Source organism: Micromonospora sp. KC207 (assembly GCF_004348615.1).
Taxonomy (GTDB): Bacteria; Actinomycetota; Actinomycetes; order Mycobacteriales; family Micromonosporaceae; genus Micromonospora.
On the sequence record NZ_SMKJ01000234.1, the window covers coordinates 1 to 11,566 of the forward strand.

Genomic DNA, 11,566 nt, shown 5'->3' on the forward strand with positions numbered 1-11,566 from the left:
GTAGGTGGTGGCGTGCCGCTGAAGGTGAACGCGTCGACGTCGAAGAGGTTGCCCGAGCCGCCGGTGAAGACCAGGAACAGGTTCTGTGTACCGGCCGGTGCGTTGACCGTGCCGGTGACGTTGGTCCAGGTCTCCCAGCCGCCGGTCGGCGAAACCGTGGCCGAGCCGATTACCGGCCCGGTGGCCGAGCCGGTACGCAGGGAGAGGGTCCCGCCCGAGCCGGCGGAGGCGACCCGCGCGGTGAAGGACGTGGCCCCGCTCAGGTTGTACGGCGTGAACGAAATCCAGTCGCCGTTTTCGATGTACCCGACCGCGTTGCCGCCGTTGGCCGACGGCTTCGCCACCGTGGTGGTGCCCTGCTGGGCGCTGTAGTGCTCGGCCTGCCGGGTCCGCGGCTGCATGATCACCTGCGGCGAGGTCACCGGCGTGGTCGAGCCGGCCGGCGTGTACTCGGCGGTCAGCACGCCGAAGATGTTCGCGTTGGTGTCGTGCTCACCGTCCGCGGTGGTCTGCAGCGTGCCCGAGCAACCAAAGGCGCTGCTTATGTCGTGACCGTGGCTGTCGTGCGCAAGGGTGTACTTGACCCTCACGCGGCTACAGTCGACGGTCGGTGCGTTCGCGTCGGTGACCGTGACATCGAACGGGATGGCGTCACCAGGGTTGAACAGCCTGCCGTTCAGCGGCAGGTTGAGGACGACCGTCGGCCGGCCCACCCCGATCACCAAGCTCGCCGTCGAGCTGCGGCCGGTGCTGTCGCGCACCGTGAGCGTGGCCGTGAACTCGCCGTTGGCCGTGTAGGTGAACGACGGGTTGGCGGCCGTCGAGTCGGTGGTGCCGTCGGTGGTGAAGTCCCACGCGTAGGTGATCGGGTCGCCGTCCGGGTCGCCCGAGCCGGCCGAGCTGAACTGCACGGTCAGCGGCGCGCTCCCGCTCGTCGGGTTGGCCGAGGCGGACGCGGTCGGCGACCGGCCACCGCCGGAGTTGTACTCGATCCGGTACACCGCCGAGCTTGCGTCACCACTCCCCCAGCCCGTGCCGTAGTCGAGCACGTACAGCGCGCCGTCCGGCCCGAACTCATGATCCATCACCTGGGTACCGGTGTACGCCGGGAAGGCCTCGATCGTGCCCACCCCACCGGAGCTGGTGACCGTGGCCGTCTTGATCCACCGCCGGCCGAACTCGCCGAGGAACACCTTGCCGTTCATCGACGCCGGGAACTTCACGTCGGAGGCGAGCGAGGCGCTGTAGTTGTACACCACGCCGCCCATCGGTGACAGGCCGCCACTGCCCAGCGCCGGCGGATTCTGCTCACCGCCGTACGGCAGCCACGCCCGCTGCGAGGGGGCCAGCTGGGTGATGCCGGTGTTGTTGGGAGAGTTGTTCACTGGCCCGCCGGTGCAGTTGAACGGGGCACCCGAAGGACCGGACGGGAAGGTGTAGTCGATGTACGGCGTGTTGTAGCTCGAGCAGTACGGCCAGCCGTAGAAGCCGGGCTGGGTGATCCGCTCGAACGCTACATGGTTGGCCGGTCCACGGCTGGGGTTGCTGGTGCCGGCATCCGGCCCGTACTCACCGAGATACACGATGCCGGTCGCCTTGTCCACGGACATCCGGAACGGGTTGCGGAAACCCATCGCGTAGATCTCGGGCTTGGTGTTGGCCGTACCCGGCGCGAACATGTTGCCGGCCGGGATCGTGTACCCACCGCCGGAGCTCGGCCGGATCCGCAGTATCTTGCCCCGCAGGTCGTTGCTGTTGCCGGCGCTGCGCTGCGCGTCGTAGGCCGGGTTGCGGTTGGACCGCTCGTCGATCGGCGTGTAGCCGCTGGAGTCGAACGGGTTGGTGTCGTCCCCTGTGGTCAGGTAGAGGTTGCCAGCCGCGTCGAAGTCGATGTCGCCGCCGACGTGGCAGCACATGCCACGACTGGTCGGCACCTCCAGGACCGTCACCTCCGACGACGCGCTCAGCGTGAAGTCGGTGTTCACCGTGAAGCGGGACAGCCGGTTAACGCCGTTGAACGGGGCGAACTGCGCCGCCGTGCCGGTCGACGGCGCGTCGCCGGACGGGGTGGACAGCCGCGGCGAGTAGTACACATACACCCACCGGTTGGTGGCGAAGTTCGGGTCCACCTTGATGCTCTGCAGCCCCTCCTCGTCGTGCGTGTACACCGGGATGGTCAGCGCCACCTTGGTGATGCCGGCCGGGTCCGTGTAGCGGATGGTGCCGTCCCGCGAGGTGTGCAGCACGCCCCGGTTGGGCAGCACCGTCAGACCCATCGGCTCGCCGACCTCTGCGACGCCCTTGGCCAGGTTCACCATGCGGTAGCCGGCCTGCGGCGGCGGACCGGTCGAGCAGTTGCCGGTCCCCTGCGCCGCGTACCGGACACCGCCCAGCAGGTGCGTACGGAAGTTCGCCTCGCTGTAGCTCTCGTTCGTGTGGCCCATGCCCGTGTACCACGAGCGGCCACCGTCGTAGCCCCGGCACCACGCGATCGGGTGGTCACCCCCCATCGAGCCGCCGGTATACGTGCTCTCGTCCAAACTGGCCAGCACGCGGACCTGCGAACGCGGGTTGGTCCGGTAGTTGTACCACTCGTCGAACCGGGACCACGCCGTCGGCAGCCCGGCCGTCGATGGATGGGAGGTGTCCTCGATCCGCACGGTCGCGTTCTGGTTGGCCGGATGGCTGGCGAAGTACGCGCCGACCAGGTTGCCGTACCACGGCCAGTCGTACTCCGTGTCAGATGCCGCGTGGATGCCCACGTACCCGCCGCCGCCGCGGACGTAGGCCTCGAACGCCGCCTGCTGGCTGGCGTTGAGCACGTCCCCGGTGGTGGACAACCAGACGACCGCCTGGAACCGGGCCAGGTTCGCGGCGGTGAACTGGGCGGCGTCCTCGGTGGTCTCGACGGTGAAGTTGTTCTGCTCGCCGAGCTGCTTGATCGCGGTGATGCCGGCCGGGATCGAGTCGTGCCGGAAACCGGCCGTCTTACTGAAGATCAACACATTGAAGTCCGCAGCTGCGCTTGCGGGCACGGGGGTGAAGCCTACCGCCGCCACGATGATGGCTAGGCAGAAGGCCAATCTTCGAAACATGATCGGCTGCTCACTTCCTGTCGTACGACGTGCAGACGGACCTGCACCGAAGGCCGCGCCTGGGGTGAATCACGCGGAGCAGATGCACTGGTTAACGAAATGAAAGCCAGTGTCTGGAATGTGGAGTATTGTCGGTCCTTCTCTCATGTGAATGGTCGAGACGCCGGCACCGGTCATGCGCCCGCAACACTCGTCTGGCGAACGGGCGCGGTGCTGGCCCGCGCCACGAGGTTGGGGCGGTTGCGCGTGCTGGGTCCGAGCGTTGGGTGGGTGACCAGGATGTCGAGGTGGAAAGTGGGCGGACGTCATCTGTAACGTCTCGCGTCGATGTATGGGAGCGCTCCCCATCGATGCTTGGAAGGTTGCCAGATTGTTTCCGGTCCATCAAGAGGGGACGTAACCCAGGGTCATTGCGTAGTTGGGTAGCGGCCGGTCACGGTGGTGATGAGGTCGTGGGGGCGGCGGTTGGCGCGTCGGGTGACTCGGGCGATGTTGGTTTCGCCGTTGCCGCCCGCCGGGTCGCGCCGAGGTGCAGCTTGCCGGCGTCGAGCAGGGTCACCAGCTGGGCGAGCTGTTCGGCGTCGGGACGGAAGAAAAGATTGATTCCCCGTACGCCGCGCGCCTCGTCGGACGCAGCGGGCATCCACACGGCGGTGTTGACCAGCACGCCCCCGTCCCGGATCACGGCGGCCAGGGCGGCCATCTGCTCCGGCGCGATCGGGGCGAAGTTGAGCACGACGTCGGCCGGCTCGGACATCTGCGGGATGCCGGGGCCGTGAATCTCGTCGGCGCCGGCCGTCTTGGCCTGCTCGGAGCTGCGCGGGCCGGTCGTGGCGATCACGTACGCGCCGGCGTTCTTGGCCAGCTGCACCGCGTAGCCGCCGACGACACCGCCCGCGCCGTTGATCAGCACCCGCTGGCCGGAGGTCAGCCTCGCGTGGTCGAACAGCGCCTGCCACGCGGTGAGCCCGACCAGCGGTAGTCCGGCGGCGTCCACCAGCGGGACGCTCGTGGGGGCTACCGCCAGAATCCGGACCGGGGCGATGACGTACTCGGCGGCCGCGCCGGTGCTGGTCAACGGCAGGGCGCCGATGACCCGGTCACCGATGTCGAAGCCGGTCACGTCCTCGCCGAGCGCGTCGACCGTACCCGCGATGTCGATGCCGGGGGTGTGCGGCAGCCGGAGCGGGATGGGGCCCTGCATGACACCGGCACGGATGTTGCCCTCGACCGGGTTGAACGACGTCGCCGCCACCCGGATCCGGACCTCGCCGACGCCGGGGGCCGGCTGGTCCGCGTCTTCGTAGCGCAGGACCTCGGGGGTGCCGTACTCGTGGAAACGCACTGCCTTCATGACGAGCCTCCTCTCTCTGAATCCGGCGTGCTTCGATTTCGAAGCATTATTGAACGACAGGCTAGCACGCTTCGAATTCGAAGCAAGTGTGGTGCGGTGGGTGACAGTCGTCTCAGCCGGGGCTACTGCCGGTCGGCAGGACTCTCCTCGTTACTTCCGGCGGCCAGAGCACGCAGCTTCGCGTGGCTGGCGGAGCCGGGGACAGCCATGTAGACCAGCAGCGCCTGGCGCTCCGCTGGACAGACCAGCAGGTGGCGGTACAGTGCCGAACCGCCCAGTGCGACATGCCGGTAGCACCTCGGGCGATGCCGAACGGGGACACCCACCTCGACGAGGTAGCGCTCACGCGCCGACGGGTCGCTCAACCAGCGATCGACCAGAGAATGCGACAACCCGCCGGTCCGGGTGTAATCGCCGAACAGGGCGATCGCCGGACGGGTCTGCAGCAACACCTCGCCGAACCGGGAGAGCACCGTCGCGGGGTACTCCGCCAGGTGCTCGACGACGAGTGCCAGGACCGGGCTGGCCCGGTGACCGGGCCAGCCGGGCGCCGTCTCGTCATGGCGCTCCTGGAGAAAGTGCGCCAGTATTTCCGGATCCACAGTGTTCACCGCCTTCCCGGTTCGACCACTCAAGCGGAACGGGAGGCGGGTGAATGTTCTCGTCATCCACGGCATGACAGACCCATGGATAAGCGATCAGGCTCGGCTCACGCCTCGCCCCCGGCCATGGTGATCAGCCGCCGGAGCTTCACCTCACTCGGCGACCCGGGTTCGGCCATGAAGACCAGCAGATCCTGGTCCTCGTCGGGATCCACCAGCCGCCGGCTGTACAACTCCAGCTCGCCCAATGCCGGGTGCTGGTAGCGTTTGAGGTCGTGGTGATGGGTGACGTCCACCTCGTGCCGCCGCCAGATCTCGGCGAACTCGGGGCTGACCGCCAGCAGCGCGTCGACGATCTCCCCGGCGGTGCCCGCCGGGCTCGGTCGTGTACGCCGCCCGCAGGTCCACGGTGAAGACCCGGGCACGTATGTCATGGCCCTCGGGCGGATAGATGGCCCGCTGGGCCGGGTCGGTGAACCAGCGATAGACCAGGTAGCGCGACAGGCCCTCGAAACGGGTGTAATCACCGAGCAGCGCCACCGCCGCCGGGGTCTGCAGCAACGCCTCACCGAACCGGGAGAACACGATCGCGGGGGTATCGAGAGCTGCTCCGCGATGGTCCTGATAGCCAGACCAACCCGATCGTCCGGCGGGGTACGCCGCGGAGCCGGGTGCCCGCCGAGGGTGAACAGGTGCTCCCGCTCGCTCGGGCTGAGCCGCAACGCCCGGGCCACGGCGGCCAGCATCTGCTCCGACGGCATCGGACCGCGCTTCTGCTCAAGCCGGCTGTAGTAGTCGGCCGACATGCCGGCCAGCACCGCGACCTCCTCGCGCCGCAGCCCACCGGTACGACGTCGAGCGCCCCGCGGCAGCCCCACCTCCTCCGGCTGCAGTGCTTCCCGGCGAGCCCGGAGAAAGTCCGCCAGCAACGCGGGGTCCATCGCTCTCCCCCTGCCTCAGTCGGTCTGGTTGCGCCGGGCGCGAGGCTTGGCAGAGCGGGGCGGAGCGGCGCGCATGTGATCGCGGACCCGGGCCAGGACGGCGTTGAGGGCGGTGACGTCGTCGCCGGTCAAGGGGTCGAACAACAGGTGCCGTACGCGATCGACATGCACGGGGAGCACCTGGGCGACCAGGTCGCGTCCGACGTCGGTGACCGCCACCATGACACTGCGCTCGTCGTCCGGTGACGGCGAACGGGTGATCAGGCCACGTTTGTCCAGCAAGCCCACCTGATAGGTCAGCCCGCTGCGGCTGTACACGACACCGTCGGCCAGGTCGGTCATCCGCAGCCTGCCCCCGGGCGCGTCGACGAGCCGGGTGAGGAGCTGAAACTGCACATAGCTGAGGTCACCGTCGATGCGCAGGTGCTCGTCCACCGCGTACTGAAGAAGGCTGCTGACCTCCACCAAAGCGAAGTACGCACCAAGTTGCTCCGCACTCAGGCCTGGCGCCGCTTCACTCATCCTGCGATCGTACATGCTTTGAATTCGAAGTTGCCGACTCCTGGGACTAACGCTCGGAAAAGTCCCACTAGCCAAGATCAACAGTCGGTGTCCAGTGGGTCTTGCAGAAACAGTCCTTTCTGAGAAGAGCTCCGCCGATCGGCCCGAGACGGCGATTCGGCGCCGGTTTCACTCTCAAAACTTGTTCTCACGCAGGTGTTCCCCTGAGGGATCATGAGAAATGTTTGTAAGAATCTGAGCGGCATGACGGACGCCTCGAACCGCGACGCCGAGACCCCTGACGCCGACGACGTCGAAAGGCACCCGTGCCCACGGTGCCAGGCACAGCCCGGCTCGCCGCGCCGATCCCGCTCCGGCGCGGTCGCCGGGACCTACCACACCGGCCGGTTCACAAGGCCGCCCGGCTGAGCAAGGCCCTGAAGGTGGCCACCCCCGCCAACCGTGGCCCGGCGCCCGCCACCCGCAGACTCAAGTGACACCTATCGCCGGTCTCTAAAGTCCTATTAGGAGCGCAGATTCAGGGAGCGTGCGACCTCCGCCATGATTCCGGTGAGCTGCGCGGTCTGCTCCGCGGTCAGCCGGTCGAAGAGGTGCTCACGCAGCACCGCGCGGTACCCCGGTGCCGCCTCGGCGTACTTGCGTGATCCCGCCTCCGTCAGCGAAGCGCTGGTATAGCGGGCGTCTGCCGGATTGGGCTCGCGGACCAGCCAGCCCTCCTTCTCCAGCCGCGCCGCGATGCGGGACAGGTGCGAGGGGGTGACCCGAGACAGTTCGGCGAGCGAGCTCATGGTGTTTGTGCGGTCCCTGTGCTCCGTCAGGCACCAGAGGATCAGGAATTCGGCGAGGCTTATACCGTCCCGCTTGAGCCGGGTGTCCAGGGCGGCGGGTAGCCACAGGACCACGCTCAGCAGCGACTCCCACAGGTCCGCCTCAGCCGGTCCGAGTTCCCGATCCGCTGTCACGTGCGTGACGATAGCAGCACGTTGCTTTCCGGGGAAAGTGATCTCCCTAACGCTTGCCGCGGAAAGCACTTTGAGGGACGCTTGCCGCGGAAAGTGATCGATTCGGAGGAGAGTTACCATGCGTGCTGCGCGCTACCACGACTACGGTCCCGCTGACGTGCTCGTCATCGAGGACGCACCCGAGCCGCACGCCGGACCGGGAGAGCTCCGCATCCGGGTCGCTGCGGCGAGCGTCAACCCCGTCGACTGGAAGCTTCGCTCCGGCGCGGCCCGGGCCGCTGGCTTGTCGGTCGACTTCCCGGCCATCACGGGCCGGGACGCCGCCGGGGTTGTCGACGAAATCGGTGCGGGTGTCACCGGGGTCACCGTGGGTGATCGCGTTTTCGGCCTCGGCGGGATCTTCGGGGCGACCGCCGAGTATGCGGTGCTGACCGCTTGGGCTCCCGTACCGGACGGGTGGACGCTGGAACAGGCCGCCGCAGCGGGGCTGGCCGTCGACACCGCAGGCCGAGGGCTTAACGCGCTCGGCGAGCTGTCCGGCCGAACCCTCCTGATCGAAGGCGCCGCCGGCGGAGTGGGCAGTGCCGCGGTGGCATTGGCCGTGGCTCGCGGCGCTACCGTCATCGGCACGGCAAGCGAGGGCAAACACGGCTACCTGCGCGGTCTGGGTGCACTGCCCGTCACGTACGGCGAAGGGCTGGCCAGTCGCGTCCGCAAGCTCGCGCCCGGCGGGGTGGACGCCGTGCTCGACGCGGCGGGTTCCGGATCGCTTGCCGATCTCGTCGCCATCGCCGGCAGCGTGGACCGCGTCGTGACGATCGCCGACGCGACCCGCGCGCCGCAGCTCGGCGTGCGGCACCTGTACGCGGAGAACAACTCCGAGGTGCTCGCCGAGGGGGCGGCGCTCGGGGCTCGTGGCGGCTACACCCCATACCTCGCAGCGACCTTCCCGATCGACAAGATCACCGATGCGCACCGCGAAGCCGAAGGCGGGCACACACAGGGAAAGATCGTCGTCACTCTCTAAGCCTCGATCCACCAACGCGGTTCGTCCTGAGCAGGTGTCGGCCAGCGGTGGAGTCCTGCACCGACGCGGCGGTGACGACCACCGCCAGGAGCAGACCGAGGGTGTCGGTGGCGATGTGCCTCTTGCGTCCCTTGATCTTCTTCGCCGCGTCGATGCCCTGGCTGGACTCGCCGACGTTGCTGGAAGTCTTGACGCTCTGCGAGTCCAGAACCACCGCTGACGGACTCCCACGACGGCCCCGAGCGACCCGGACCCGATCTCGCAGCAGGTCGTGGATCCGCTGCGTGGTCCCGTCGGCTTCCCACTTGGCGTAGTAGTCGTACACCGTCTTCGCCGGCGGGAAGTCATGCGGCAAGTACTCCCAGGCGATCCCCGTCCTGGCCACATACAGGATCGCGTTGACGATCTCCCGCAGGTCATGCACCGGCCGGCTGATCCCCAACCCCACCCGCGCCGCCCGCCACGCGGTCAGCACCGGCTCGATCAACGCCCACCGCTCATCCGACAAGTCCGACCGATACCCACGCCGCTTCACACCCACGGCCAGATCAACGAACCAAGCCCGCCGCAGCCACGCCCAAACGTGAATCAACCGCTACACGGATCAGATGTCCTCTTTGACGACGTCGATGTCGACGAGGCGCTCGACGGGCTGTCCCGGTCGGTCTTCACCAACACGGGCCAGGTGTGCCTGTGCACCGAGCGGCTCTACGTCCACCGGGCCGTGTTCACGGACATCGTCGACGGTCTGGCCGAACGGGCCGCCCGGCTGCGGCTCGACGACCCGTTCTATGCGCACACCACCACCAGCCCGCTGATCTCTTAGGAGCGCCGGCGCAAGGTGCTGCGCTACTTCGACCTGGCCGAAACCGCCGGAGCCAAGGTCGTCACCGGAGGTGGAACACCCCGCCTCGGGCCCGACCTCGACGGCGGCGCGTGGATCGAACCCACCCTGTGGACCGGGCTGACCAACGCCGACCGCCCCGTACGCGAGGAGATCTTCGGTCCCGTCGCCGCGCTCATCCCCTTCGACACCGAAGAGGAGGCCATCGCCCTGGCCAACGACACCGACTACGGTCTCGCCGCTGCGGTGTGGACCAACGACCTGCGCCGCGGCCACCGTGTCGCCCAACGCATGGACATCGGCATGGCCTGGGTCAACACCTGGTTCCTGCGCGATCTGCGCTCGCCCTTCGGCGGTGCCGGGCTTTCCGGCATCGGCAGGGAAGGCGGGGCCTCCTCCCTCCACTTCTACACCGAGCCCACGAACGTGTGCGTGCAGCTATGACGACCGACATCGACACCCACCGGAACACACCCGTCACGCCGATGGGACGCGACGCCGTCGAGGCCGCCGTCTCCCGCCTGACCCGCGCAGCCGCCACCCGAACGCCCTGCGCCCCCGTCCGCGACCTGCTCGGCGACACCGGCATCGACAACGCGTACGAGGTGCAGAGCCGCCTCGCCTCCGCACGGCTCGCCGCAGGAGCACGAAGGGTCGGTGCGAAGATCGGCCTGACCGCGCCCGCCGTACAGGAGCAGTTCGGAGTCTTCGAACCCGACTTCGGGATGCTCTTCGACGACATGGTCCTCGCCCACGGCGAGCCCGTCGCCCTGGACCGCTTCATCCAGCCGCGCGCCGAAGGGGAGATCGCCTTCGTCCTCGACCGTGACCTCGACCGGCCCGGCGCCACCGTGGCGGACGTCCTGCGGGCCTCCGCCTTCGTCCTGCCGGCCGTCGAGATCGTGGACTCCCGCATCGCCGGGTGGGACCTGACCATCACCGACACCGTCGCCGACAATGCTTCCAGCGGCGCCGTCGTGCTCGGCACCGTTCCGTACACCCTGACCGGGCTCGACCTGGCCCGGGTCGGGATGATCCTGTACCGCGACGACGAGCCCGTCTCCTTCGGCGCCGGCCACGCCTACCTCGGCTCCCCGGTCGTCGCCGTCACCTGGCCCGCCCGTAGGTTTCAGACCAAAAACAACGGTAAGCAGTTGATCTAGCCCCTCACCTGGGGCCGCTTCCTCAAACTGGGGTTCCCGGGCAGCCGCTCCGGCCGTTTTGCTTGATCCCGGTACGTGGGACGCGAGGTTAGCGCCGGTGCCGACGGTGGTGCTCGTCGTTCTCGGCGGTTATGCGGGCCGAGGTTTCCTCGCCGAGCCGGACGTAGATGCCGAGGGTGGCGAGGTGTCGGTGGCGGGATTTGGCCTGTAGTTCGGCGGCGCTGCGGCCCTTGGCGGCGAGGTGGGTCAACCCGGAGTGCCGCAGTTGGTGGAGGGTGTACCCGGCGCCGTGCGGGTCGTGGAGCTTGGATGCCTGCTTGAACAGGTACTCGGCGCGCGGGTAGGACAGCCGGCCCCGGCCGGTGTCCGGGCAGATGTCGTCCAGGGCCGGGGCGCGGCGGCCGGCGGCGGGAGCGCGCCGGTCGGCGAGGAACACCGGCCCGGCGGTGCGCCCGGCCAGCAGCCGGGGCAGCAGGCGGGCGGTTGGGGTCTCCCAGTGCACGTAGGCGCGGTCGCCGCCCTTCTCGGTGACCAGGGCGCGGCGGAACTCCATGTCGAGGTCGGGCACGTCGAGGCCGAGGATCTCCTCGGCGCGGGCGCAGGTCTCGTAGAGCATCCGCCACAGCACCCGCTCGCGCAGCAGGTTGCGGTCGTCGGTGAACAACCGGTCGAGGCGGGCGCGGGGGATGGCCTTGTCCCGGGTCCGGGTGACCTTGCGGCGCTCCAGGCGCCGGCCGGGGTCGGTGGTCAGCCAGTCCTGGCGGCGGCAGTAGGCGGTGAACGAGGTGAGCGCTGACAGGTGCTTGTTCCACGTGTTCGCGGCCCCCTGATCCCAGCGGGCCATCGTCTGCTCGTAGATCTCCGGGGTGAGCGCCGCGACCGGCATCTGGTCGCCGGCGGTCTCGCGTAGCCGGCGCAGGGTCTCGGTGTAGGTGGCGCGGGTGCCAGGGTCGTCGCGGAACCGGTCGAGGAACGCGTCGACGGCGACCACGAGCCCCACGGAGCGACGGGTGGTCGGCAGCGGGATCACGGACACCTCGGCGGTCCCCCTTCCGG

8 protein-coding genes and 4 pseudogenes are annotated in these 11,566 nt (G+C 68.6%); 3 read left to right on the forward strand and 9 right to left on the reverse strand.

Features of this window, described 5'->3' with window-relative positions:
* From E1258_RS24280 to E1258_RS24310, 7 genes and pseudogenes are all read right to left on the reverse strand, one after another.
* The coding region (locus tag E1258_RS24280) for a ThuA domain-containing protein (RefSeq protein ID WP_132405198.1) at positions 1-3,095 on the reverse strand (3,095 nt) is incomplete at its 3' end.
* Positions 3,096-3,528: 433 nt separating this feature from the next.
* On the reverse strand, positions 3,529-4,449 hold the full coding sequence (locus E1258_RS24285; protein ID WP_243715652.1) for an NADP-dependent oxidoreductase: 921 nt from the start codon (positions 4,447-4,449) through the stop codon (positions 3,529-3,531).
* A gap of 122 nt (positions 4,450-4,571) precedes the next feature.
* Entirely contained in the window at positions 4,572-5,126 is a 555-nt protein-coding gene (locus E1258_RS24290; RefSeq protein WP_132405200.1) for a hypothetical protein, read from the reverse strand.
* Between the two features lie 32 nt (positions 5,127-5,158).
* Positions 5,159-5,636: pseudogene (locus E1258_RS35125) on the reverse strand (hypothetical protein).
* A gap of 116 nt (positions 5,637-5,752) precedes the next feature.
* Positions 5,753-5,992: pseudogene (locus E1258_RS35130) on the reverse strand (helix-turn-helix domain-containing protein); the annotation flags it as partial.
* Between the two features lie 15 nt (positions 5,993-6,007).
* Positions 6,008-6,514, reverse strand: a complete 507-nt coding sequence (locus E1258_RS24300; protein WP_132405202.1) for a MarR family winged helix-turn-helix transcriptional regulator — start codon at positions 6,512-6,514, stop codon at positions 6,008-6,010.
* Between the two features lie 503 nt (positions 6,515-7,017).
* Positions 7,018-7,476: a MarR family winged helix-turn-helix transcriptional regulator gene (locus E1258_RS24310; protein ID WP_243715653.1), complete on the reverse strand. Its 459-nt coding sequence runs from the start codon at positions 7,474-7,476 to the stop codon at positions 7,018-7,020.
* Between the two features lie 118 nt (positions 7,477-7,594).
* On the opposite strand from E1258_RS24310, the gene E1258_RS24315 reads away from it, so the two are divergent.
* Positions 7,595-8,503, forward strand: coding sequence for an NADP-dependent oxidoreductase (locus tag E1258_RS24315; protein ID WP_132405206.1), 909 nt, complete (start codon positions 7,595-7,597; stop codon positions 8,501-8,503).
* Between the two features lie 22 nt (positions 8,504-8,525).
* Here E1258_RS24315 and E1258_RS24320 read toward each other — a convergent pair.
* Positions 8,526-9,038: pseudogene (locus tag E1258_RS24320) on the reverse strand (IS5 family transposase); the annotation flags it as partial.
* A gap of 75 nt (positions 9,039-9,113) precedes the next feature.
* Here E1258_RS24320 and E1258_RS24325 point away from each other — a divergent pair.
* Together E1258_RS24325 and E1258_RS24330 are read left to right on the forward strand one after the other, a co-directional pair.
* Positions 9,114-9,791: pseudogene (locus E1258_RS24325) on the forward strand (aldehyde dehydrogenase family protein); the annotation flags it as partial.
* A complete protein-coding gene (locus E1258_RS24330) occupies positions 9,788-10,510 on the forward strand; it encodes a 2-keto-4-pentenoate hydratase (RefSeq protein ID WP_207919693.1) in 723 nt (240 codons plus the stop codon). The pseudogene E1258_RS24325 and the gene E1258_RS24330, both read left to right, overlap by 4 nt.
* 88 nt (positions 10,511-10,598) lie before the next feature.
* On the opposite strand, the gene E1258_RS24335 is transcribed toward E1258_RS24330, so the two are convergent.
* Positions 10,599-11,566: tyrosine-type recombinase/integrase (locus tag E1258_RS24335; protein WP_371688680.1), on the reverse strand; the 968-nt coding region annotated here is incomplete at its 5' end.